The organism is Geodermatophilus sp. SYSU D00525 (assembly GCF_054050475.1).
In genome coordinates this window covers 1-21,991 of sequence record NZ_JBJGZK010000010.1, presented here as the reverse complement: position 1 = coordinate 21,991, position 21,991 = coordinate 1, and the positions used below count along the sequence as shown (strand labels likewise).

28 protein-coding genes are annotated in these 21,991 nt (G+C 76.6%); 11 read left to right on the top strand and 17 right to left on the bottom strand.

Features of this window, described 5'->3' with window-relative positions; all coding sequences use genetic code 11:
• Window positions 1-5: 5 nt before the first annotated feature.
• From ACI796_RS10725 to ACI796_RS10715, 3 genes are all read right to left on the bottom strand, one after another.
• Window positions 6-1,532 carry a leucyl aminopeptidase family protein gene (locus ACI796_RS10725; protein ID WP_456941213.1) on the bottom strand — a complete coding sequence of 509 codons (1,527 nt, stop codon included), beginning with the start codon at window positions 1,530-1,532 and terminating at the stop codon, window positions 6-8.
• An 89-nt stretch (window positions 1,533-1,621) separates the two neighbouring features.
• Window positions 1,622-1,789: a DUF3117 domain-containing protein gene (locus ACI796_RS10720; RefSeq protein WP_012947303.1), complete on the bottom strand. Its 168-nt coding sequence runs from the start codon at window positions 1,787-1,789 to the stop codon at window positions 1,622-1,624.
• Window positions 1,790-1,864: 75 nt separating this feature from the next.
• The gene (locus ACI796_RS10715; RefSeq protein WP_456941212.1) at window positions 1,865-2,518 is read right to left on the bottom strand and encodes a DNA-3-methyladenine glycosylase I; all 654 of its coding nucleotides are present in this window, start codon (window positions 2,516-2,518) and stop codon (window positions 1,865-1,867) included.
• Window positions 2,519-2,632: 114 nt separating this feature from the next.
• Between ACI796_RS10715 and ACI796_RS10710 the strand changes: the two genes are divergently transcribed.
• Complete coding sequence (locus tag ACI796_RS10710; RefSeq protein ID WP_456941360.1) at window positions 2,633-3,811, top strand: DUF222 domain-containing protein; 1,179 nt, start codon at window positions 2,633-2,635, stop codon at window positions 3,809-3,811.
• 30 nt (window positions 3,812-3,841) lie between these two features.
• The gene (locus tag ACI796_RS10705; RefSeq protein WP_456941211.1) at window positions 3,842-4,270 is read left to right on the top strand and encodes a hypothetical protein; all 429 of its coding nucleotides are present in this window, start codon (window positions 3,842-3,844) and stop codon (window positions 4,268-4,270) included.
• Between the two features lie 10 nt (window positions 4,271-4,280).
• Here ACI796_RS10705 and ACI796_RS10700 read toward each other — a convergent pair whose 3' ends face one another.
• Window positions 4,281-5,177: a DMT family transporter gene (locus tag ACI796_RS10700; protein ID WP_456941210.1), complete on the bottom strand. Its 897-nt coding sequence runs from the start codon at window positions 5,175-5,177 to the stop codon at window positions 4,281-4,283.
• Window positions 5,178-5,248: 71 nt separating this feature from the next.
• On the opposite strand from ACI796_RS10700, the gene ACI796_RS10695 reads away from it, so the two are divergent.
• Window positions 5,249-5,584, top strand: a complete 336-nt coding sequence (locus ACI796_RS10695) for a hypothetical protein (protein WP_456941209.1) — start codon at window positions 5,249-5,251, stop codon at window positions 5,582-5,584.
• Between the two features lie 6 nt (window positions 5,585-5,590).
• Here the strand turns inward: ACI796_RS10695 and ACI796_RS10690 are convergent, their stop codons facing one another.
• Together ACI796_RS10690 and ACI796_RS10685 are read right to left on the bottom strand one after the other, a co-directional pair.
• Window positions 5,591-6,439 (bottom strand): ABC transporter permease, encoded by an 849-nt coding sequence (locus tag ACI796_RS10690; protein WP_456941208.1) that lies wholly within the window; start codon window positions 6,437-6,439, stop codon window positions 5,591-5,593.
• Window positions 6,436-7,482, bottom strand: coding sequence for an ATP-binding cassette domain-containing protein (locus tag ACI796_RS10685; RefSeq protein WP_456941207.1), 1,047 nt, complete (start codon window positions 7,480-7,482; stop codon window positions 6,436-6,438). Before ACI796_RS10685 ends, ACI796_RS10690 begins: the two co-directional genes overlap by 4 nt.
• Window positions 7,483-7,497: 15 nt before the next feature.
• On the opposite strand from ACI796_RS10685, the gene ACI796_RS10680 reads away from it, so the two are divergent.
• The gene (locus tag ACI796_RS10680; RefSeq protein WP_456941206.1) at window positions 7,498-8,193 is read left to right on the top strand and encodes a TetR/AcrR family transcriptional regulator C-terminal domain-containing protein; all 696 of its coding nucleotides are present in this window, start codon (window positions 7,498-7,500) and stop codon (window positions 8,191-8,193) included.
• Window positions 8,194-8,461: 268 nt separating this feature from the next.
• On the top strand, window positions 8,462-9,091 hold the full coding sequence (locus ACI796_RS10675; RefSeq protein ID WP_456941205.1) for a LysE family translocator: 630 nt from the start codon (window positions 8,462-8,464) through the stop codon (window positions 9,089-9,091).
• A 1-nt stretch (window position 9,092) separates the two neighbouring features.
• Here ACI796_RS10675 and ACI796_RS10670 read toward each other — a convergent pair whose 3' ends face one another.
• Window positions 9,093-9,902: a MerR family transcriptional regulator gene (locus tag ACI796_RS10670; protein ID WP_456941204.1), complete on the bottom strand. Its 810-nt coding sequence runs from the start codon at window positions 9,900-9,902 to the stop codon at window positions 9,093-9,095.
• A gap of 106 nt (window positions 9,903-10,008) precedes the next feature.
• Here ACI796_RS10670 and ACI796_RS10665 point away from each other — a divergent pair, with 106 nt between their 5' ends.
• The gene (locus ACI796_RS10665) at window positions 10,009-10,476 is read left to right on the top strand and encodes a DUF2243 domain-containing protein (RefSeq protein ID WP_456941203.1); all 468 of its coding nucleotides are present in this window, start codon (window positions 10,009-10,011) and stop codon (window positions 10,474-10,476) included.
• Window positions 10,473-11,198: a cytochrome c oxidase assembly protein gene (locus ACI796_RS10660; protein WP_456941202.1), complete on the top strand. Its 726-nt coding sequence runs from the start codon at window positions 10,473-10,475 to the stop codon at window positions 11,196-11,198. The genes ACI796_RS10665 and ACI796_RS10660 overlap by 4 nt, the downstream gene beginning before the upstream one ends.
• Here the strand turns inward: ACI796_RS10660 and ACI796_RS10655 are convergent.
• From ACI796_RS10655 to dapE, 4 genes are read right to left on the bottom strand one after another with little or no spacing between them, the layout of a single operon-like run.
• Window positions 11,186-11,650: an SRPBCC family protein gene (locus ACI796_RS10655; RefSeq protein ID WP_456941201.1), complete on the bottom strand. Its 465-nt coding sequence runs from the start codon at window positions 11,648-11,650 to the stop codon at window positions 11,186-11,188. The two genes, ACI796_RS10660 and ACI796_RS10655, sit on opposite strands and share 13 nt — an antisense overlap.
• The gene (locus tag ACI796_RS10650; protein ID WP_456941200.1) at window positions 11,643-12,038 is read right to left on the bottom strand and encodes a DivIVA domain-containing protein; all 396 of its coding nucleotides are present in this window, start codon (window positions 12,036-12,038) and stop codon (window positions 11,643-11,645) included. Before ACI796_RS10650 ends, ACI796_RS10655 begins: the two co-directional genes overlap by 8 nt.
• 7 nt (window positions 12,039-12,045) lie before the next feature.
• Window positions 12,046-12,888, bottom strand: a complete 843-nt coding sequence (locus tag ACI796_RS10645) for an LOG family protein (RefSeq protein WP_456941199.1) — start codon at window positions 12,886-12,888, stop codon at window positions 12,046-12,048.
• The gene (gene dapE, locus ACI796_RS10640) at window positions 12,885-13,991 is read right to left on the bottom strand and encodes a succinyl-diaminopimelate desuccinylase (protein ID WP_456941198.1); all 1,107 of its coding nucleotides are present in this window, start codon (window positions 13,989-13,991) and stop codon (window positions 12,885-12,887) included. Before dapE ends, ACI796_RS10645 begins: the two co-directional genes overlap by 4 nt.
• Window positions 13,992-14,044: 53 nt before the next feature.
• Between dapE and dapD the strand changes: the two genes are divergently transcribed.
• Window positions 14,045-15,022 carry a 2,3,4,5-tetrahydropyridine-2,6-dicarboxylate N-succinyltransferase gene (gene dapD, locus ACI796_RS10635; protein WP_456941197.1) on the top strand — a complete coding sequence of 326 codons (978 nt, stop codon included), beginning with the start codon at window positions 14,045-14,047 and terminating at the stop codon, window positions 15,020-15,022.
• Between the two features lie 12 nt (window positions 15,023-15,034).
• On the opposite strand, the gene ACI796_RS10630 is transcribed toward dapD, so the two are convergent.
• A complete protein-coding gene (locus ACI796_RS10630; protein ID WP_456941196.1) occupies window positions 15,035-16,141 on the bottom strand; it encodes an alpha/beta fold hydrolase in 1,107 nt (368 codons plus the stop codon).
• 137 nt (window positions 16,142-16,278) lie between these two features.
• Here ACI796_RS10630 and ACI796_RS10625 point away from each other — a divergent pair, with 137 nt between their 5' ends.
• Window positions 16,279-16,974 (top strand): hypothetical protein, encoded by a 696-nt coding sequence (locus ACI796_RS10625; protein WP_456941195.1) that lies wholly within the window; start codon window positions 16,279-16,281, stop codon window positions 16,972-16,974.
• A 1-nt stretch (window position 16,975) separates the two neighbouring features.
• On the opposite strand, the gene ACI796_RS10620 is transcribed toward ACI796_RS10625, so the two are convergent.
• The 3 genes from ACI796_RS10620 to fdxA form a co-directional block, all read right to left on the bottom strand.
• Window positions 16,976-17,140, bottom strand: coding sequence for a hypothetical protein (locus tag ACI796_RS10620; protein WP_456941194.1), 165 nt, complete (start codon window positions 17,138-17,140; stop codon window positions 16,976-16,978).
• 109 nt (window positions 17,141-17,249) lie between these two features.
• The gene (gene dapC, locus ACI796_RS10615; RefSeq protein WP_456941359.1) at window positions 17,250-18,350 is read right to left on the bottom strand and encodes a succinyldiaminopimelate transaminase; all 1,101 of its coding nucleotides are present in this window, start codon (window positions 18,348-18,350) and stop codon (window positions 17,250-17,252) included.
• Between the two features lie 32 nt (window positions 18,351-18,382).
• Window positions 18,383-18,709: a ferredoxin gene (fdxA, locus tag ACI796_RS10610; protein WP_456941193.1), complete on the bottom strand. Its 327-nt coding sequence runs from the start codon at window positions 18,707-18,709 to the stop codon at window positions 18,383-18,385.
• Between the two features lie 161 nt (window positions 18,710-18,870).
• Here fdxA and ACI796_RS10605 point away from each other — a divergent pair, with 161 nt between their 5' ends.
• Window positions 18,871-19,620: a GNAT family N-acetyltransferase gene (locus tag ACI796_RS10605; protein ID WP_456941192.1), complete on the top strand. Its 750-nt coding sequence runs from the start codon at window positions 18,871-18,873 to the stop codon at window positions 19,618-19,620.
• A 65-nt stretch (window positions 19,621-19,685) separates the two neighbouring features.
• Here ACI796_RS10605 and ACI796_RS10600 read toward each other — a convergent pair whose 3' ends face one another.
• Together ACI796_RS10600 and mshB are read right to left on the bottom strand one after the other, a co-directional pair.
• Window positions 19,686-20,081, bottom strand: coding sequence for a hypothetical protein (locus tag ACI796_RS10600; protein WP_456941191.1), 396 nt, complete (start codon window positions 20,079-20,081; stop codon window positions 19,686-19,688).
• Window positions 20,078-20,974, bottom strand: coding sequence for an N-acetyl-1-D-myo-inositol-2-amino-2-deoxy-alpha-D-glucopyranoside deacetylase (gene mshB, locus ACI796_RS10595; protein WP_456941190.1), 897 nt, complete (start codon window positions 20,972-20,974; stop codon window positions 20,078-20,080). Before mshB ends, ACI796_RS10600 begins: the two co-directional genes overlap by 4 nt.
• 84 nt (window positions 20,975-21,058) lie before the next feature.
• On the opposite strand from mshB, the gene ACI796_RS10590 reads away from it, so the two are divergent.
• Window positions 21,059-21,949 (top strand): LLM class flavin-dependent oxidoreductase, encoded by an 891-nt coding sequence (locus ACI796_RS10590; protein ID WP_456941189.1) that lies wholly within the window; start codon window positions 21,059-21,061, stop codon window positions 21,947-21,949.
• Window positions 21,950-21,991: the final 42 nt, after the last annotated feature.

The window sequence follows — 21,991 nt, the reverse complement described above, 5'->3', positions numbered from 1 at the left end:
GCTCCTCAATCCGTCACGGTCGGCGGCGGGTCGAGCGGGGCGCCGGCCTCCAGCCAGCGCAGCAGCGTGCGGGCGCCGAACCCCGTGCCGCCCTTGACCACCTCGGCCTCGTCGGAGCCGGCCCGGGCCGGGCCCGCGATGTCGAGGTGCGCCCACGGCAGGTCGCCGGCGAACGGGCGGAGGAACAGCGCCGCGGTGGTGCCGCCCGGGTTGCCGGGGGCGTTGTTCGCGTCGGCGACGTCGCTGTCGAGCAGGTCGGCGTACCCCTCGTCCAGCGGCATCCGCCAGACCCGCTCGCCGGCGTGCAGCGCGGCGGTGGACAGCGCGCCGGCCAGCCCGTCGGTGGTGGCGTACAGCCCGGCCGTGCGGGCGCCGAGCGCGGTGCGCATCGCGCCGGTGAGCGTGGCGACGTCGACCAGCGCGGTGGCGCCGAGGTGCAGCCGGGCGTGGGCGAGCCCGTCGGCGAGCACCATCCGGCCCTCGGCGTCGGTGTTCCTCACCTCGGTGGTGCGCCCGCCGACGTGCCGGACGACGTCGGCCGGGCGGTACGCCGACCCGGACACCGCGTTCTCCGCGGCCGGGACGACGGCCGTGACCGCGACCGGCAGCTCCAGCCGCGCGGCAGCGTCGACCGCCGCGAGCACCGCCGCTCCCCCGGCCATGTCGGTCTTCATCTCGCGCATGCCGGGGCCGCGCTTGATCTGGAGGCCTCCGGTGTCGAACGTGATCCCCTTGCCCACCAGCACCGGCCGGGCGGGGCCCGCGCCGGGCGGCTCGTACGCGGCGACGACGACCCGCGGCGGGGACGCCGAGCCGCCGCCGACGGCGAGCACGCCGCCGAAGCCGCCCGCGGCGAGCTCGTCGGGACCGAGCACGGTGACGGTCACGTGCGGCAGGCCGGACAGCCGCTCGACGGCCTGCGCCGCCAGCCAGGCGGGGTCCTCGGTGTTCGGCGGGGTGTTGACCAGGTCGCGGGCCCAGGCGACGGCGCGGCCGGTGACCTCCCCGGCGTGGAGGGCCGCGACGACGGCGGGGTCCTCCGCGTCGGCGGCGACCACGGTGACGGTGGCCAGCCGCGGCGGGTGCGGCTTCGACGTCTCGCGGAACCGGTAGCCGGCCAGCAGCGCGGCCTCGACGGCGGCGCGGACCTCGTCGGCCCCGGCGGGGGCGGTGGCACCGTCGAGGGGCAGGACCAGCCGGGTGGCGCCGTGCTCGGCGAGGGTCTGCGCGCGGCGCACGGCGGTGGCGACGTAGCCGCGCAGGTGCGGCAGCGTCCCGTCGCCCAGACCGACGGCGACGACGCTGCGCGGGGAGCGGCCGGGGACGGGCAGGTTGGTGACCTTGCCCGGCCGGCCGGTGTTGCCGGTGTCGCGCAGCGCGCCGGTGAGCAGGTCGGCCGGGACCGGCGGCAGGGTGCCGGGGGCGGGTGCGGTCAGCCAGGCCGGCAGCGTGCCGCCGGACCCGACCGGGACGGCGAGGACGTCGTCGTTGGTGAGGCGCGGCAGGCGGGCCAGCAGTTCGACCCGCGGCAAGGGTGCGGCCCCGGTCGCCGGCGTGCTGCCGGCGGCCGGGGCCGCGTCGTCCTGCGCGGGGCTGCCCGAGGGCGAGCTCGCGGGGACGTTCAGCTGGTCGCGCCCTTCAGCGCCTCGGAGAGCGCTGCGGCCTCGTCAGGGGACAGCTCGACGACCAGGCGGCCGCCGCCCTCGAGCGGCACCCGCATGACAAGGCCGCGCCCCTCCTTGGTGACCTCCAGGGGACCTTCACCCGTGCGCGGCTTCATGGCCGCCATGCGTGCCTCCTTCGCCGGCCACCCGTCGCCCCTCTGTGGCTGCGGTGTGGCTGTGTCTCGGTGCAGTGAGCTCCGCTACCCATGATCCCGTATGACCGCCGCGGAACCAACCGCAGCCCCCTCCCGGGTGGCGCGGAAGCACGTCGCGACGTGGTCGTCGACCATGCCGGTGGCCTGCATGAGCGCGTAGGCGGTGGTCGGTCCGACGAAGACGAACCCCCGTCGCTTGAGCTCCTTCGCCATCGCGGTGGACTCCGGACTGGTGGCCGGGACGTCGGCGAGGGTGGCCGGCCGCGGGCGCTCCCCCGTCGGCGCGAACGACCACAGCAGCGCCGACAGACCCTCGGGGACCTCCTGCGCCGCGCGGGCGTTGCGGATCGCCGCGGTGATCTTGGCGCGGTTGCGGACGATGCCGGCGTCGGCCATCAGGCGCGCCTCGTCGTCGGCGGTGAAGGCGGCGACGGCGTCGATGGAGAAGCCGGCGAAGGCGGCCCGGAAGGCGGGGCGCTTGCGCAGGATGGTGATCCAGGACAGGCCGGACTGGAACGCCTCGAGGCAGAGCCGCTCGAACAGCGCGTCGTCGCCGTGCAGCGGGGTGCCCCACTCCTCGTCGTGGTATGCGACGTACTCGGGGGCGCTGTCGCCCCAGGCGCAGCGCACGCGGTCGGTGGTCGGCACGGGCTCCACGACGGCGACGCTAGTGCCGCCGTCCGACAGGTCGGTCGTCATGGACACGTCCTACCGCCGTCCGGACGGGCCGCACGACGGCGATCGGTGACCTGTGGACGGGCCGCTGAGCTGGGGATTTGCGCTGCAGGAGGCCACCGGATCGGCTAGACTTCGATCATTTGTTCGGGTGACCTGGAGAGCGGGGACGCCCTCGACGACGTCGCCGCGCTGCTCGCCGAGCGCAACCGGATCGACGCACGGCTGGCCCGCCGGGTCTGTGATGCGGAGAACCAGCAGGCGCCCGAGCGGGACGGACTCAAGTCGATGGCCTCCTGGCTGCGCGGGCACGGCCGGCTCTCGGCCGCGGAGGCCTCCCGGCTGGTGCGCAACGGCCGCGCCCTGGAGCACCTGCCCGCGCTGGCCGAGGCGCACGCCGCCGGGCTGGTGTCGGCCGAGCAGGTCGCGGTGGCCGCCCGCGCCGTGACCCCCGAGCGGCTGGCCTCGGCGCTCGAGCAGGGCGTGAACCTGGCCGTGATCGACGCGGTGCTCACCGGCGTCGCGATCGAACAGCAGCACGCCGATCTGGTGCAGGTGGTGCAGCACTACTGCAACGACCTGGATCCCGACGGCCCGGAACCGGATCCGACCGGGGGCCGGTCGCTGACGTTGTCCAAGCACGCCGACGGCTCGCTGTCGGGCCGGTTCCACCTCGACGCCGTGGGCGGGGAGAAGCTGCAGAGCGCCCTCGAAGCCCACGTGCAGGCCGACCGGCCGGCCGGGGACGCGCGCACCCGCGCCCAGCGGCTCGGCGACGCGCTGGTGCAGGTCGCCGACAACGCGCTGGCGTCCGGGTCGCTGCCGATGCTGCGGGGGCACAAGCCGCAGATCGCCGTGCGGGTCGACCTGGACGACCTGGTCGACCCGGACGGGAGCCCGAACGCCGGGCGGATGGGCTTCGGCGCCACCATCTCCGCCGCCCGAGCGCGGTGGCTGGCCTGCGACGGCGCCGTCTCCCGGGTCGTGTTCGGCCCCGACGGCGCCCCGCTGGACCTGGGCCGGGAACAGCGACTCATGAGCCGCCACATCCGGAAGGCGGCGGAGCTCCGCGACGGCGGCTGCGTGTTCGCCGGGTGCGGGGCCCCGACCAGGTGGTGCGACGTCCACCACCTGGTCCACTGGATCGACGGCGGCGACACCAGCCTCGACAACTCAGCGCTGCTCTGCGAGCGCCACCACACGAAGGTCCACCACGGCTTCCGCGTCGAACGACAACCCGACGGCCGATGGCGCACCTGGCGCCCCGACGGCACCGAGATCACCACCCCGGCGCCGCTGCTCGTCCCTGCCGCCTGAGCGCAACTCCAGCCCACAGGTGGGATGAGCGTGGGCGGCACGGGAGCACGGGTCGTCCGCCTGGGCCACCGGAGCAGTCAGAGGAGCCGAGGCCGGGCCGGTTCGTTCGCGCCCCCGGGGGAAACGGTCCTGCAATCGGGCTGCGTCCACTTCCGCGTCGCGGAGTTCGCCGACCTGACCGACGGGCGCCGTGTGGTGCGGCACGCTGACCGGGGGTCCAGCCTCGGCGCCGGTGCCGATCCGTGGCTGTTCGTGACGCCGGAGAGCCCGGCGGCCGACGTCCGCACGACCGTCCTCCCCGACGACCCCGAGGAGACCGGCGAAGACCACCCCTGGGGATGGCTGTCGGCCCTGCTACGGCAACGAGGCGGCGACGCGTCACCAGCGGAGCTCCGGCACCTTCCCCACGACGTCGAGTTCAGTGACCGTCTCGACGAGCGGCTGTCCGCTCGGGCGTGACCTGCGGGCCTCAGGGGACCGCGGCGTCCACCGCGGCGGGGGCCGGGGCGGGGGCGTTGCGCCGGGTCGCGAGCACGCAGCCGACGAGCACCAGGGGCAGCCCGACGGCGAGGCCCAGGGTGAACGGCTCCCCCAGCAGCAGGACGCCGGCGACCACGGCGACCGCCGGGTTCACGAACGTGATGACCAGCGCCCGCTGCGGCCCGACCTCCCGGATGAGCGCGAAGAACAGCACCAGCGCCACCGCCGTGCACACCACCCCGAGGGCGACCAGCGACGCCAGCGCGGACACCGGAGCGTCGGCCACCTCACCGATCCGCGGCAGCGCGAACGGCGCGTACACGAGCGCGGTGACCGTCAACGCGATCGCGCTGACCGCCACACCGGGGACCTCGGCCAGCGACCGGCTCGCCACCAGGGGTGCGGTGCCGTAGCCGATCACCACCAGCACGACGGCGAGCACCGGCAGCAGCGCGATGCCCTCCACGTCGAGACCGAGCAGCGCGGCGATGCCGACGACACCCAGCCCCATCCCCGCGAGACGCACCGGCGTCAGCCGCTCCTCGCCGCCCACCAGCCGCGCGGCCAGCGCGGCGACGAACGGCACCGAGGCCACCAGCAGCCCGGTCAGCGAGCTCGACAGCGACACCTCGGCGTAGGACAGCAGCAGCCACGGCCCGGTCATCTCCAGGACCGTGAACACCAGCAGCGCCCGCCAGTGCCGCAGCGCCGGGCGCACCTGCCCGCGGGCGAGCGTCCACGGCAGCAGCAGCGCCGCCCCGATCACGCACCGGGTGAAGACGACCACCACCGGCGAGGTCTCCCCGACCGCCACCTTGATCAGCAGGTAGGGCACGCCCCAGATGACCGACATGGCCAGGAACAGGGCCCATCCGCGACGACTCACCGCGACATCCTCACCGATCCGGTGCCCGTTCCCGTTGCGCGTCCCCGGCGACCGGCGCTGGACTGCCTGTCGTGGACCCCGGCCGGCGCTTCGACCTCCTGGTGGAGGCCCTCGCCACCCGGCCCGGCGTCGGCCCGCCGGGCGCGGGCGGGGGCCGGGGCTTCGGCTCGGCCGCGCTCACCGTCGACGGGTCGATCTTCGCGATGGTCGTCGGCAGCGCCCTGGTGCTGAAGCTGCCGCGTCACCGGGTGGAGGGCCTGGTCACCGCCGGCACCGGGCTGCCCTTCGCCGCGGCCAACGGCACCCCGATGCGCGAGTGGGTCGCGCTGGACCACGGCACGCCCGAGTCCGACCTCGCCCTCGCGGAGGAGGCCATGGCGTTCGTGGCCGCGCGCCGGCGCAGCTGACGACCGCTACTCGGGGCGGCTGAACAGCCAGGCGGCGACGCCGAGCAGCACCGCGCCCACCCCGCCCACGATGACGACGTCGAGCCAGACCGGCACCGTCCAGTCCCCCCAGTGCAGCGCGACGGCGTCGGCGCCGGCCGGGTCGACGTAGTGGAGGACCAGCCGCCGCACCGCGTCGACGCCGTAGGTGATCGGGTTGGCCAGCGCGAGCGCGTGCAGCCACCCCGGCAGCGCGGCGCTGACCGGGAAGAACGCACCCGACAGGAACATCAGCGGCGCGAGCAGGAGCTGCACCCGCGGCATGACGGTCTGGATCTGGTCCACGCGGACGGCGATGACCAGGCCCAGCGCGGTGATCGAGAACGCGACGAGGAACAGCAGCGCGATCGTGCCGACGATCATCAGCGGCGCGTAGGGGACGCCGACCAGCCCGGCGAGGGCGAGCAGCACGACCGACTGCAGCGTCGCCACCGTCGCCCCGCCGAGCGCCTTGCCCAGCACGATGCTGGTCCGGCTGACCGGCGCGACGAGCATCTCCCGCAGGAAGCCGAGCTCGCGGTCCCAGACGATCGAGATGGCCGAGAAGACGGCGGTGAACATGACCGAGGTGGCCAGCACGCCGGGGAACAGGAACGTCGAGTAGTCGGCGTCGCCGAAGGTGTCGACCGGGATCGTGGCGCCCAGGCCCTCACCCAGTACGAACAGGAACAGCAGCGGCTGGGCGAACGACGACAGGATCCGGCCGCGGTCGGTGCGGAACCGCAGGATGTCGCGGTGCCACACCACCTTCACCGCGCGCAGCTCGTGCCGCAGGCCGCGGCCCGCGAGGCGGACGGGAGCGGTGGTCATCGTCATCGCCGGCCTCCCCGGAACATCGCCGCCACCATCGGGCTGAGGCCGGCCGCCGCCTGGCGGTCGGCCATCCGCGCGCCGGTGTAGGTCAGGAACACGTCGTCGAGCGTTGGCCGGGACACGCTCACCGAGCGGACCGTGAGGCCGAGCTCGAACAGCCGCGGCACGAACTGCTCGCCGTCGGGGGTGAGGACGACGAGCGCGCCGGCCTCCCGCACCGTCTCCACGCCCAGCCGCTCGCGCACGAGCGCCTCGGCGGCGTCGTCGTCGGTGGTGACCACCCGCACCCGGTCGTGCCCGACGCTGGCCTTGAGCGCCGAGGGGGTGTCCAGCGCGCCGATCCGGCCGGCGTCGACGATCGCGATGCGGTCGCAGCGCTCGGCCTCGTCCATGTAGTGCGTGGTCAGGAAGACGGTGATGTCCTCCTCGGCGCGCAGCCGGTCGACGTAGCGCCACAGCGACGCCCGCGACTCCGGGTCCAGCCCGATGGTCGGCTCGTCGAGGAACAGCACGCGCGGGGAGTGCAGCAGCCCGCGGGCGATCTCCAGCCGGCGCTTCATGCCGCCGGAGAAGGTGCGCACGAGCGAGCCGCGGCGGTCGGTCAGGCCCACCATCTCGAGGACGGCGTCGATCCGCGGCCCGACCTCGGCCCTCGGCATCCCGTAGATGTCGGCGTGGAAGCGGAGGTTCTGCTCGGCGGTGAGGTGGTCGTCGAGGGTCGTCTCCTGGAACACCAGGCCGATGTGCCGGCGTACCTCGGTGCGGTCGCGGACGACGTCGAAGCCCGCCACGCGCGCGGTGCCGGCGGTGGGGCGCAGCAGCGTGCACAGGATCTTGATGGTCGTGGACTTGCCCGCACCGTTCGGGCCGAGGAAGCCGAACAGCTCGCCCCCGCGCACCGAGAGGTCGATGCCGCGGACGGCCTCGACCTCGTCGAACGTCTTCACCAGGCCGGAGACCTCGACCGCGGGCGGGCGGTCGGCAGCGGCCTCCCCCGACGGGGTCCCTAACGCCGTTAGAGTCACACCGCCAGCGTCCTCGAACACCGTTAGAGTGTCAAGGTGCCGATCTCGAGGGACGACGTCGTCCGCGCCGCCATCGCGGTGCTCGACGACGAGGGGCTGGCGGGGCTGACCCTCCGCGGGGTCGCCGCGCGGCTGGGCGTGAGCGCGCCGACGCTCTACTGGCACGTCCGCGACAAGCGGCACCTGCTGGACCTGGTGGCCGACCGGGTCCTGGCCGAGGTGCCGGAGAGCACCCGCGCCCCGCACCCCGGCGAGCCGGTGTGGGAGTGGCTGGCCGAGGCGAGCCGGGTGCGGCGGGCGCTGCTGCTCGCCCACCGCGACAGCGTCCAGGTGGTGGCCGGCAACCGGCCGACCGAGGAGGCGCTGCCCGGCATCGAGCGCACGCTGCGCGTCCTGGTGGAGGCGGGGTTGGAGCCGGGCGAGGCGGTGCGCGTGGTGACCGCGCTGGGGTCGTTCGTCCTCGGGGACGCGCTGGAGACGCAGACGGCGCTCGACCGGCCGGCCGGCGAGCCGGGAGGCGGGCCGCCCGGCGACCCGGACGTCTTCCCCACCCTCGCGGCCGCGGTGCCCGCGGCCGGCGGCGACGAGGAGCGGTTCGAGGAGGGGCTGGCGCTGTTCCTCGACGGGCTGCGCGTTCGCCTGGAGCGCCGCGAGCGCGCCCGGCGCGCGGCGGCGCCGGCGCCCGGGGCCGGGCGCCGGGGTCCGGGGGCGCCGGTCCCGGCCCGGGACTGATCCCGGCCACCGACGACGTGATCGGCGCCGTGCGCCGGCTGCACGAGGCGGCCGCCGGGACCGACGGGCTCGAGGAGAGCGGCGCCTTCCTCGACCGGGAGACCACCCGCGTCGTCGCCGTCTCCGTCCGGTCCTCGCCGGAGGCACTGCAGGCCGGCGGCGCCGCCCTGTTCGCCGGCCGGGGCGAGGCCCCCTTCGACGAGTGGGAGCGGCGGCCCCGCGAGCTGCTGCCCCTGCCCGAGGTCGCCCGGTGGGTACCGTCGGCCGCGTGGAGGGGTCCGGCTACGGCACCTTCGTCGTCCTCGCCGTCGTGCTGGTCCTCGTGCCGGGGCCGGACGTCGCCGTCGTCCTGCGCAACACCCTCGGCGGCGGCCGGGTGCGCGGTTCGTGGAGCGCGGTCGGCATCACCCTCTCCAACGTCCTGCAGGGCGCGGCGGCCGCGACCGGCCTGGCCGCGCTGGTCGTGCGCGTGGAGCCGCTGTTCCAGGCGATCCGCTGGGCGGGGGTCGCCTACCTCGTGTTCCTCGCCGTCCAGGCGTTCCGCTCGGCGGTGCGCGGCCGCTACCCCGACCTGGGCGACGGCGGGCCCGACACCGGGCGGGCCGCGCTCACCGGCCTGCGCCAGGGCTTCCTCAGCAACGTGACCAACCCGAAGGTGCTCGCCTTCTACCTCGCCGTCCTGCCGCAGTTCCTCGCGCCGGGCACCGCCGTGCCGGTGCTGCTGGCCTACGCGCTCACCCACGCGGTGGTCGGGCTGGTGTGGCTGCTCCTGCTGGTGGCCGGGCTGTCCCGGGCGCGGCGGGTGCTGGGGCGGCGCCGGGTCCGCCGGGCCCTCGACGCGTTCACCGGCTGCGCGCTGCTGGCCTTCGGCGCGCGGCTGGCCGTCTCGCGCGGCTGACTCAGGCCACCGGCCAGGCCACCTCGACGTGCGGGGCGTCCGGGTCGGCGTCGCGCCCGCTCAGGTAGACCTCCGCCGGGCTGGCCGCTCGCTCGAGCCCGTGGGCGTCCACCCAGGCGCCGACCGCGTCGTAGGCGCGCAGGACCCCGGGGAACTCCGCCTGCCGCCGGGACAGACAGGTGACCGCCTCGCGCCCGGCCCGCTGCAGCCGGATCCGCAGTTCCCCCGCCGGCTCCACCCGGCCGGTGAACGGCTGCACCACCTCGACCGGTCCGTCGCCGTCCTCGGTGACCATGCCGTGGTAGACGACCCGCAGCGGGCCGGCCGGCGCCGCGCCGGAGCGCTCCAGGTGGGCGGCGATCTCGCCGGACGCTGAAGTGATGAACCCGTCCAGCTCGTCCACGGTCAGCCGCCGCTCGGCGGTCAGCACCGTCTGCTCCGGCACCGCGCGCAGGGACACCTCGGACACGTCGTCCTCCTCGGCCGGTTCCGCGGTCAGCGCATCGACCAGTGCGCGGCGGCGCCGGACGTCGTCCTCGACGCCGGCCCACCAGCGGGCGACGACGGCGCGCCGCTGGGGCGGGTCGAGGTCGACGACGTCGCGCACCCGGGCCAGCGGCATGCCCGCGCGGCGCAGCGCGGCGATGAGCCGGGCCCGCTCGACCTGACCGGCCGCGTAGCCGCGGTAGCCGCTCCACGGGTCCACCGCGTCGGGCACGAGCAGCCCCTGCTCGGCGTAGAGCCGCAGGGCCGTCGCCGACAGCCGGGTGCGCCGCAGGAACTCGCCGGCCCGCAGCAGGTCTCCGCTCACGCCGACGAGCGTGCGGCACGCCCCAGGGGCACGGTCCAGCCGGGGCCCGTTTCCCGCCCGCGCTCGCCGGGCAGCGCCCGGGGACCCCCGACGACGGGAGGGCCCCGTGCCCGACGCACTCCCCCGGCCCGCGCCCCGGCGCCGGCTGCTGGTCTCCGGCCTGCTGCTCGGCGCCGGCACCGCGGGCGCGGTGGACGAGATCGTCTTCCACCAGCTGCTGCACTGGCACCACTTCTACGACCGGGCGAGCGGCGCGGCCGGCCTGGTCTCCGACGGGCTGCTGCACGCCGGCACGTTCTCCGCCGCGGTCGCGGGGCTGGCGCTGCTGGCCGACGCCCGCCGCCGCGGCCCGTTCGCCGCCCTCCTGTGGTGGGGGGCGGTGCTCACCGGGGCCGGCGCCTTTCAGGTGTGGGACGGCCTGGTGCACCACAAGCTGCTGCGGCTGCACCAGGTGCGCTACGGCGTCGACCTCACCGGCTACGACGTCGCGTGGGTGCTGCCCGGCGTGGCGCTGCTGGGCGCCGGGATCCTGCTGCTCCTGCGCTCGCGGGGGCGCCCGGTCCCGCGCCGGTGACCGCCGTCCTCGCGCTGCTGCTCGCCGCGGCCGCCGGCTACGTCGCCGCGACCTGGCGCTGCCGCCGTCCGTGGCCGCTGGCCCGCACCGGCGCGTGGCTCGCCGGGCTGGCCGCCGCGGCGGTGGCGGTCACGGGACCGGGGACCGGTCACGCCGACCTGCACGCCCACGTGGCCGCGCACCTGCTGGTGGGCATGGTCGCCCCGCTGCTGCTCGTGCTCGGCGCCCCGGTCACCCTCGCGCTGCGCGCCCTGCCGCCGCCGGCCGCGCGCCGGCTGTCCCGGCTGCTGCGCACCGCGCCCGCCCGGTGGCCGGCCGACCCGCTGGTCGCCGTCCCGCTCAACGCCGCCGGGCTGTGGGTGCTCTACGGCACCGGGCTGCACACTGCCGTCGCGCACCGGCCGGTCCTGGCCGCGCTCGTCTGGCTGCACGTGCTGGTCACCGGTTACCTGGCCACCGCGGCGGTGCTCGCCGTCGACCCGGCGCCGCACCGCCGGCCGGTGGCCGTGCGCGCGCTGGCGCTGGCCGGCGGGGCGGCCGCGCACGACGTCCTGGCCAAGGTCCTCTACGCCGCCCCGCCCGCGGGGACCGTCGGCGCCGAGGAGGGCGCGCGGCTGATGTACGACGGCGGCACGGTGGTCACCGTGTTGACTGCGGCGCTGCTGTGGCGGCGCTGGTACGTCAGCCGCGACGCCGTCCGGGCGGCCGCTCAGCCCGGGTAGGAGCGGGCGAAGCGGGCGAACCGGCGCAGCGCGATCCGGAAGCCCACGACGACAGCCGGGCGCGCCAGCGGCCAGCCGAGCCGGCCGAGCAGACCGAAGGGCGGATACCACCGTTCGGTCAGGACCAGGTCGGTGCCGCCCTCGGCCGGCGTGAGCTCGAAGATGCCCGGTCCCCGCACGATCCGGCCGGTGTGCTGCACGACCACGCGCCGCGGCGGGTCCCACTCGGTGACCACCATCGTGTCGAGCACCCCGAGGTGCCGGCCGCGCCGCCACGGCAGCGGGACGCCGGTGCGCGCGGCCAGCCGCACGCCGACGCCCTCCTCCGCGGCGGTGACCACCTCGACGTCGGTGGCCGGCATCCACCGGCCCTGACCGCGCCAGTCGGTGAGCGCCGCCCACACCCGCTCCACCGGCGCCTCCACGTGGACCGGCAGGACCAGCTCAGGCATCGCGGCGCACCGGGTCCCCGGCCGGTGCCCCGCCCGGCCCGTCGCCGTCCGGCACGGGCAGGTCGGGGTCGGTGTCGGCGTCCGCGGCCCGCGGCGGCGGGACCGCCCGCAGCGCCGCGATCGCCTCGTCGCGCTCGTCCAGCGTCAGGGCCAGCTGCTCGAGCAGCCAGTCGACCTCGCTCATCCGGTAGCCGCGCACGGCCACCGACACCCGCAGTCCCCGCACGTCCTCGCCGGTCACCGGCCGGTCGTCGGGCAGCTCGACCGGCGAGCGGTCCAGCTCGGCCGGCGGCTGGGTCTCGCCGCGGCCGAGCAGCAGCGAGCCGCCGAGGAACAGCAGCGCCCCGACGACGGCGACCGCGGCGATCCCGACGAGCAGGGACAGCACGGCGTCCTCAGCCCTCGACCGGCTCGACCGGCGGGGCCAGCGGCGCCCGCATGCCCCCGCCGCCCTCGCCGCCCTCGCGGGCGGTCTCGGCCGCGCGGATGTGGGCGAGCACCTCGTCGACGTCGTCGGTGACGGTGAGCAGGTCCAGGTCGCCGGGGCTGATGGTGCCCGCCTCGAGCAGCGTGCCGCGGATCCAGTCGACCAGGCCCGACCAGTACGTGCTTCCGAACAGCACGACCGGGAAGCGGGTGACCTTGCGGGTCTGCACCAGCGTCAGCGCCTCGAACAGCTCGTCGAGGGTGCCGAAGCCGCCGGGGAGGATGACGAAGGCCTGCGCGTACTTCACGAACATGGTCTTGCGCACGAAGAAGTAGCGGAAGCTGATGCCGAGGTCGACCCACTCGTTGAGCTCCTGCTCGAACGGCAGCTCGATGCCCAGGCCCACCGACAGCCCGCCGGCCTCCGACGCGCCGCGGTTGGCCGCCTCCATCCCGCCCGGTCCGCCGCCGGTGATGACGGCGTAGCCGGCCTCCGCCAGCGCGGCGCCGATCTCCACCCCCGCCCGGTAGTACGGGTGGTCGGGCTTGGTGCGGGCGCTGCCGAACACGCTGACCGCCCGCGGCAGCTCGGCGAGCAGGCCGAAGCCCTCGACGAACTCGCTCTGGATCCGCAGCACGCGCCACGGGTCCGTGTGCACCCAGTCGGTCGGCCCGCGGCGGTCGAGCAGCCGCTGGTCGGTCGTCGTCCCGACCGTCTGCGGGTCCGGCTCGCCGCCGCGCAGCGTGATCGGACCCCGGTGACGGGTCGGGCGCGGCTTCCGGGCCCCGTTGGGCTGCGGGATGATCGTCATGCGCTGCCTCCGGACAGGTAGGCGGTCAGGGCGTCCTCGGCCGGCCGCAGCCGGTCCATGAGCACGGACTCCTCGCGGGTGTGGGCGAGCTGGGGGTCCCCGGGTCCGTAGTTGACCGCCGGGATGCCGAGGGCGGCGAACCGGGCGACGTCGGTCCAGCCGAGCTTGGCCCGCGCCGGCCGGCCGACGGCGGCGACGAAGGCCGCGGCGGCGGGCTCGGTCAGCCCGGGCAGCGCGCCGCCGGCGTTGTCGACGACGGTCAGCGTGGCGCCGTCGGCCAGCGCGCCGGCGAACACCTCGCGGACGTGCGCCTCCGCGGCGTCCTCGTCCCGGTCCGGGGCGTAGCGGAAGTTGACCGTCACCCGGCACTCGTCCGGGACGACGTTGCCTGCGACCCCGCCCTCGACGCGGACGGCGTTGAGCCCCTCGCGGTAGGTGCAGCCGTCGATCTCGACCTGCCGCGCCTCGTAGGCGGCCAGCGTGCCGAGGATCCCGGCGGCGCCGTGGATGGCGTTCACCCCGAGCCAGCTGCGCGCCGAGTGCGCCCGGCGGCCGGTCACCTCCAGCACCGCCCGCAGCGTGCCCTGGCAGCCGGCCTCGACCTCGCCGTCGGTGGGCTCGAGGAGGACGGCGAGGTCGCCGTAGAGCCAGCCGCGCCGCTCGCGGGCCACCCGGCCGAGGCCGCTCTTCGCGGACTCGACCTCCTCGTTGTCGTAGAAGACGAACGTGACGTCGTGCGCGGGCTCTGCACCCGGGACGCCGAAGCGACCGGCCAGCCGCAGCATGACGGCGTCGCCGGACTTCATGTCGCTGGTGCCGCAGCCGTGCAGCCGCCCGTCCTCGACCCGGCTCGGCACGTTGTCCGCGATCGGCACCGTGTCCAGGTGGCCGGCCAGCACGATCCGGGTGTCGCGGCCGAGCGTGGTGCGGGCCAGCACCGTGTCGCCGACCCGCTCGACCTCCAGCCCGCCCAGCGCCCGCAGCGCGGCCTCGACGGCGTCGGCGAGCACCCGCTCGTCGCCGGAGACCGACGGGGTGTCGACCAGCGCCCGGGTGAGGGTGAGGACGTCGGCGGACAGGTCCAGGTCGAGCGCGCCGGTCACGGTGCCCGAGCCTACGGGCGGGCGGTGCGACGTCGCTGGGTAGCGTCGGGACCGTGACCGCTCCACGCTCCGCCGTCGCCGCCGGCCTCGCGACCATCACCGCCTCCGGCACCGTCCTGGACACCTGGTACCCCTCCCCCGCGCTCGGCGGCGGCGACGGGCCGGCCGGGACCCACCAGCTCGGCACCCTGGAGCTCGGGGGCGAGCTCGGGCACGAGTTCTCCGGGCTGGTGCGCACCGACGACGCCCGCGGCGTGGAGGTGGTCGGCGTCCGGACGGTCGTCCCCGACCTCGACGCGCCGCCGGCCGACGCCCACGACGTCTACCTGCGGCTGCACCTGCTCTCGCACCGCCTGGTCCGCCCGCACGGGGTCAACCTGGACGGCGTCTTCGGCCTGCTGGCCAACGTGGCCTGGACCAGCGCCGGCCCGGTGCTGGCCACCGAGCTGACCCCCGCCCGCCGCGCGACCCTGCGCGCGGCGCACGGGCACGTGACCGTGCTGTCGGTCGACAAGTTCCCGCGGATGGTCGACTACGTGGTCCCCGCCGGCGTGCGGGTCGCCGACGCCGACCGGGTGCGGCTGGGCGCGCACCTGGCCGAGGGGACGACGGTGATGCACGAGGGCTTCGTCAACTACAACGCCGGCACGCTCGGCCCGTCGATGGTCGAGGGCCGGATCAGCGCGGGCGTCGTCGTCGGCGCCGACAGCGACATCGGCGGCAGCGCGTCGATCATGGGGACGCTGTCCGGGGGCGGCAAGGAGGTCGTCTCGATCGGCACCGGTTGCCTGCTCGGCGCCAACTCCGGCATCGGCATCTCCCTCGGCGACGACTGCGTCGTCGAGGCCGGCTGCTACGTCACCGCGGGCTCGCGGATCACCCTGCCCGACGGGTCGGTGGTCAAGGGCCGCGAGCTGTCCGGCCGCGACGGGCTGCTGTTCCGCCGCAACAGCGTCTCCGGTGCGCTGGAGGCGCTGCCGCGGTCGGGCCAGTGGGGCGCCCTCAACGCCGCCCTGCACGCCAACGACTGACGCCGGTTCGCCTCAGGTGAGGCCGGCGGGCTGCTCGGCGGGGGCGGCGAGGTGCTCGAGCAGCGCGACGACGAACTCCTGCGGCCGCTCGACGTGCGGCGAGTGCCCGACCCCGGGCAGGACCACCTCGCGGTAGGCGCCGCCGGTCGCGGCGTAGCGGTCGAGCACGGCGCGGGTCTGGGTGACCGTCGGCTGCGGCGGGCAGACCTCCGCGCCCGGCCAGCCCGGCACCGCGCCGAGCTGCCCGAGGTACGCCAGGTCGAACACCGAGGTGTCGGAGACGATCGCGTCGGCGTCGCCGCGGATCCACAGCACCGGGGGCTTGTCGGCCAGCTCGGCGATCCCGGAGACGTCGAACACCGTGGGGGCCATGGTGTTGAGCACCCCGCGCGTCCCCGGCGCGGTCCCCGGCCAGGTGTCGCTCGGCACGGCGTCGCCCGGGTAGTGGTCCTCGCCGGTGCGGGTGGACAGCATCGCGGCGACGAAGACGTCCTCCAGCGCCGGGTCCAGCGGCAGCGAGCCCGGCGCCACGTAGAAGGCGCGCAGCACCGAGCGCGGTGAGGACGGCGTGGCGTCGGAGGTGTCGCCGGCGGCCAGCGCCGCCACGAACTCCGGGTTGGCCAGCCCCCCGCCGGAGCCCGCGCCGTCGTCGGCCACCCGCCGGCCGTCCGGTCCGGCCGTGCCGCCGAAGCCGTAGGGCGACACCGGCGCGACCAGGGTCACCGAGGCGATCCGGCCCGGCGCGTCGAGCAGGTGCTGCAGCACGACGGCCGCGCCCATGCTCCAGCCGACCAGGTGCACCCGGTCCAGGCCGAGGGTGTCCAGCAGCGCGCCGAGGTCGTCGGCCCAGTCGCCGACGCCGCGGCCCGCGTCGACCGGCAGCGGGTCGGTGTCGCCGTACCCCCGCAGGTCGACGGCGAGCACCCGGTGCCGCCCGGTCCCGTGCACGGCCAGCACCGTCTGCTGCCAGAACAGCGCGGAGCTGACGTTGCCGTGCACGAACAGCACCGCCTCGCCGGGGCCGCCCGGGTCGGTGCCGTCGGGGTGCAGCACGTTCTGGGTGAGCCGCGTGGTGGGCACGCGGGTGGCGGAGACGCCGGGCAGCAGGACGTCGGGCATGCGGGCTCCAGGGGGCGCGCGGGGCGGGAGGACGGCGTGAGGCGGCCGTCACCGTAGCGATCACGCCCGTCCCACGACACCCGTCCGCACCGCGACGTCCGGGCTCCTGCCGGGGAGCGCACCTACAGTCGGGGGCGATGACCAGCGCACGGACGGCTCCGCCCCGCCGGCCGGCGACGGCTCCCCGGCGCCCGGCGGCCAAGCGGCCCTCCGGCAGCCGGCCCGCCCCCAAGCGCGCCCCCGCCGTGCGTCAACCGGCCCGGCGTCCCGCCGGCCGCCCCCGCCGCGGCGGCCCGGCCGCCCTGCGCACGTGGTGGCCCGCCTACGTGATCGGGATCGTCGTGGTGTTCGCCCTGGCGTGGAAGGCCGACCGGTCCGAGCCGCCCGCGCCGGCGGCGACCGGGATCTGCACCGTCCCGTCGACGTCGGTGACGCTGTCCGCCGAGCAGTGGACCAACGCCCAGACGATCGCGGCCGTCGCCCGGCAGCGCGGGCTCCCCGAGCGGGCCGTGGTCATCGCGCTGGCCACGGCGATGCAGGAGTCGACGCTGCGCAACCTCGACCACGGCGACCGCGACTCCCTCGGCCTGTTCCAGCAGCGGCCCTCGCAGGGCTGGGGCACGCCGGCGCAGGTGCAGGACCCGGTCTACGCGGCCGGCCAGTTCTACGACCGGCTGGTGCGGGTCCCCGGCTGGGACACGATGCGGCTGACCGACGCCGCACAGCGGGTGCAGCGCTCCGGTTTTCCCGAGGCCTACCAGCGCTGGAGCGACTTCGCGCAGGCGCTGACCACGGCGCTGGGCTCCGACGAGCGCGAGCGCAACTGCGGGTGACTCAGCTCAGCCGGGCGCGGCTCTTGCCGTGGAGCTCGGGCCGGTCGAGGGCCGCGGGCATCCCGGCCGAGCCGGCCAGGCTGCGGTTGCGGTGCAGGTGCGCCTCGAGCGCGACCAACGCGACGAGGGCGACGACGGGGAACAGCAGGAACAGCACGAGGAACACGGCAGGGCCTCCGCGACGGGGCCGGGCGGGCTTGCCCGGCTGACGGGACCACCGTGTCGGTGCGCCCTTGCGGGGCTCTGGCGGAGGACTGACGCCTGCTTGCGGGCGGCTAGTGGCGGCCGGCGCCCTCGGCGGTGAGGCGCGCCACGGCGGCGTCGATGCGCTCGTCGCTGGCGGTCAGCGCCATGCGCACGTGCCGCACGCCGGCCGGGCCGTAGAAGGACCCGGGCGCGGGGACGATCCCGAGACCCGCCAGCCAGTCGACGGTCGCCCAGCAGTCCTCGTCGCGGGTGATCCAGAGGTACAGGCCCGCCTCGGAGTGGTCGATCCGCGCGCCGGTCGCGCGCACCGCCGCGGCCAGCCGCTCCCGGCGGGCGCGGTAGCGCTCGCGCTGCGCGTCCACGTGCGCGTCGTCGGCCAGCGCCGCGGCCATGGCGGCCTGCACGGGCCCGGGCACCAGCAGCCCGAGGTGGCGGCGCACCTCCCACACCTGCCGGACCAGCGCCGGGTCGCCCGACAGCAGCCCGGCGCGGTAGCCGGCCGCCGTGGACTGCTTGGACAGCGAGTGGACCGCCAGCAGGCCGGTGTGGTCCCCACCGGCGACGGCGGGGTGCAGCAGCGAGCGGGGCTGCACGTCCCAGCCGAGCGTCGCGTAGCACTCGTCGGCGACGACCGGTACGCCGTGCGCCCGGCCCCACGCCACCCAGGCGCGCAGCTCGTCGTCGGACAGGACGCGGCCGTGCGGGTTGCCCGGGGAGTTCAGCCACACCAGGACGACGCCTGCGGGGTCGTCGGGCGGGGTGTCGGTGCGGCGCACGGCGAGCCCGGACAGGACCGCGCCCACCTCGTAGGTCGGGTAGGCCACCTCGGGGATGACCACGGTGCCCTCGCGCAGGCCCAGCAGCGTGGGCAGCAGTGCCACGAGCTCCTTGGACCCCACGGTCGGGATCACCGACGGGTCCGCGGCGAACGGGTCGGCCACGGTCACGCCGAGCCGGCGCTGCAGCCAGCCGGCCGCCGCGGCCCGCAGCTCACGGATCCCCAGCGCCGTCGGGTAGCCCGGGGAGTTCCCGGCCGCGGCGAGCGCCGTGCGCAGGACCTCGGGGGTCTCGTCGACCGGCGTCCCGATGGAGAGGTCGACGAGGCCGCCCGGGTGCTGCGCGGCGCGCGCCCGGGCGGCCTCGAGGCTGTCCCAGGGGAAGTCGGGCAGCCGCCCGGCCGCCGTCCCCGGGACGGCGGTCGTCAGTGCTCCTCGCCCTGCGGCGGGAGAGCCGCCACCAGCGGGTGGTCCTTGCCGATCTTCCCGGTCTTGGCCGCGCCGCCGGGGCTGCCGAGGTCGGAGAAGAACTCCACGTTGGCGTTGTAGAAGTCCTTCCACCGGTCCGGGACGTCGTCCTCGTAGTAGATGGCCTCGACCGGGCACACCGGCTCGCACGCGCCGCAGTCGACGCACTCGTCGGGGTGGATGTAGAGCATCCGGTCGCCCTCGTAGATGCAGTCCACCGGACACTCGTCGATGCACGCCTTGTCGAGGACGTCGACGCAGGCCTGGGTGATCACGTAGGTCACGGTGGGTCCTCCCTGGGGGACGTGCGGGCAGCGGCCCCGGCTCCCGCCGGGCCCGCGCGTGTCGCCCGTCAGTATGGCCCCGGCTCCGGGGGCCGGGCGCGACGGGTGGACCCACCCGCCCCGGTGGAGGGACGCGGGAGCGCACCCCGCAGGATGCGGCCGTGGGACAGAGCCGCTCGCCGCTGGGCGTGGCCGACCTGGAGCGGGTCGCCGCGCGCGGCTGGCGCGGCACCGAGGAGGAGCCGCTGGGCGACTGGCTGCTGCGCGCCGGGGGCGGGTTCACCGGCCGGGCCAACACCGCGCTGGTCGTCGGCGACCCCGGCCGGCCGGTGCCGGAGGCGGTCGGCGCGGTGACCGCGTGGTACCGCGGGCGCGGGCTGCGGCCGGGCGCGGCGCTGCCCGGCGTGCAGGCCCGCCCCGCCGACGCCGCGTTCGCCGCCGCCGGGTGGGAGCGCGGCGAGGACGTCCTGGTGCTCACCGCGCCGCTGGTCCCCGGCCCGGAGGACGGCGTGCCGGTCGAGCTCTCCCCCACCCCCGACGACGGCTGGCTGGGCGCTTACCGGCACCTCGGGAACGCGCTGCCGCCCACCGCGCCCGCCGTGCTGACCGGCGCCCCCGTCGTCGTCTTCGCGGCCGTGCGGCCGGACCCGGGCGCGGCGCCGGCCGCGGTGGCCCGCGGCGTGGTCACCGGCGACTGGCTGGGCGTCAGCGCGGTCACCGTCGCCGAGGACGCCCGCCGCGCGGGCCTCGCGACGGCGGTGATGGCGGCGGTGACCCGATGGGGCGCCGACCACGGCGCGCGCTGGGTCTACCTGCAGGTGACCGCCTCCAACGCGCCGGCCCGGGCGCTGTACCGCCGGGCCGGCTACGTCGAGCACCACCGCTACCACTACCGGTGGGCGCCGGACTGACGCCCGGGTTCAGCCGGGCACCCGGCGCGCCGCGCGGCCCTCGGCAGCGGGCGGCGCGCCGATCCTCAGGCCGGCGGGCCGGCCGGACGGTGCGGCCTCGCCAGGACCCGGCCCACGGCGACGGCCGCGGCGGTCACCCCGAGACCCAGGAAGGCGAGGGTGACCGCGCCGAGCCCGCCGGTGCCGACGGCGACCAGGTCACCCTCGGGCCGGGGCATCGTCGCGCCGACCGCGACCACCAGCCAGGTGACCGCCGGGAGCAGCGCGACCACGCGCGAGCCGGTGAGCAGGTGCGCGCCGGTGACCAGCAGGTAGTTGCCCGCGACGGCGGCCAGGACCGACAGCGGCAGCAGGACGCCGGCCACCCGCAGCGGCAGCCAGAACACCTCGACCAGCGCCAGCCACCCGGCGACCAGCACCGCCGCGAGCCCGGCGAGGACCAGCCCGGGGAGCCGGCTCACGCGTCCAGGCCGGCGAACAGGTCGTCCTCCCAGCCGTGCGGCCCGTCCCCCGCGGGGCCGCGCTCGCCGCGCACCAGCCGGTAGTGCTCGATGCCGAGCACCTCCAGGCCGTAGTTGTTGGACAGCGCGAAGAACGGCCCGTCGACGGTGATCTGGGTGGCGTGGGCGCGCATGGCGGCGTCCTTGCGGCCGGCGTGGGCGCGGCCGTCGACGGCGGCGGTCACCAGCTCGTCGGGGACGGCGAAGGGGATGTCGTCGATCTCGCCGAGCTGCTCGAACGGCGAGGCCTCCCCCAGCGCGGCCATGGCCTCGGCGCCCTCGCGCAGCACCGACCGCGGCACGCAGGCCCAGTAGACCTTCGCGACGTCCCACGCCGCGCCCAGCTCCGGGCGCCAGGCGGGGTCGGCGGCGCGCTCGACGGCGGCCATCGCGACGCGGTGGGCCTGGATGTGGTCGGGGTGGCCGTAGCCGCCGTTCTCGTCGTAGGTGACCACGACCTGCGGCCGCACCTCCCGCACGACGGCGACCGCGTGGCCCACCGCCTCGTCGAGGGCGGCGTTCCAGAAGGCGCGCGGGTGGTCGTTGGCCGGCGTCCCCATCATCCCGGAGTCCCGGTAGCGGCCGGGGCCGCCGAGGAAGCGGCTGTCGGTGACGCCGAGGGCGGCCATCGCGGCGGCCAGCTCGCCGATCCGGTAGCCGCCGAGCTGGTCGGCCTGGTCGGGGGCCAGCTGAGCCAGCTCCGGGACGAGGACCTCGCCCTCCTCCCCCAGCGTGCAGGTGAGCAGCGTGACCTGCGCCCCCTCGGCGACGTAGCGGGCCATCGTGGCGCCGTTGTTGATCGTCTCGTCGTCGGGGTGGGCGTGGACCAGGAGGATGCGGCGGTCTGCGGTCACGGGCGCACAGTCTCCCACCGGGCTCGCCCGCGCACGGACCTGCGCCCCTGGTGCGGCCCGGCGCCGGGGGCGGACGGTGCCGACGTGGAGTACGGCGCCCACCTCCCCCTCGCCGACCTCGGCGGCGGGTTCTCCCTCCCCGCGCTGCGGGACCACGCCCGGGCGGCGGTGGACCTGGGGTACACGTGGCTGTGCGCCAACGACCACCTCGTCTTCGCCCGGCCCTGGCTGGACGGCCCGACCGCCCTGGCCGCGGTGGCCGACTGCTCCAGGGACGCGACCCTGGCGACCACGGTGGCCCTCCCCGTCGTCCGCGGCGCCGCCGCGACGGCCAAGACGCTGACGGCGATCGACGTCCTGTCCGGCGGGCGCCTGGTGGCCGGCGTGGGCCCCGGGTCGTCCCCGGCGGACCACGCGCTGGCGGGCCTCCCGTTCGAGGAGCGGTGGCGCCGCTTCGACGAGGGCCTGCGCACCCTCCGCGCCCTGCTGCGCGGCGATGCCGCCGGCGACGGCGGGGCGCGGCTGGAGCCGTCCTCCCCGCGGCTGCCCGTGTGGGTGGCCGCCTGGGGCAGTGCCGCCGGGCTGCGGCGCGTCGCCCGCCTGGGGGACGGCTGGGTCGCCTCGGCCTACAACACCTCCCCCGACCGGTTCCGCGAGGCCCTCGGCACCCTCGGGGAGCTCACGGCCGGCCGGCGGACGCCGCTGCCGAACGCACTCGCGACCACGTGGGTCCACGTCACCGAGGACGCCGGCGCGGGCGAGCGGGTGCTCACCGACGTCCTGGCCCCGCTGGTCGGGCGGTCCCCCGAGGCGCTGCGGCAGCTGCCGATCGGGCCGGCGGAGGTGTGCGCCCGGCGGCTGGCGGCGTTCGCCGCGGCGGGGGTGCAGCGGGTGCTGTTCTGGCCGCTGACCGACCCGGTGCACCAGCTCGGGCTGCTCCGGGAGCGGGTGCTGCCGCAGGTCGGCACCCCCTGACGACGACGGTGCGGTGACCACCCCGGCAGCGGCCGGGGCCCG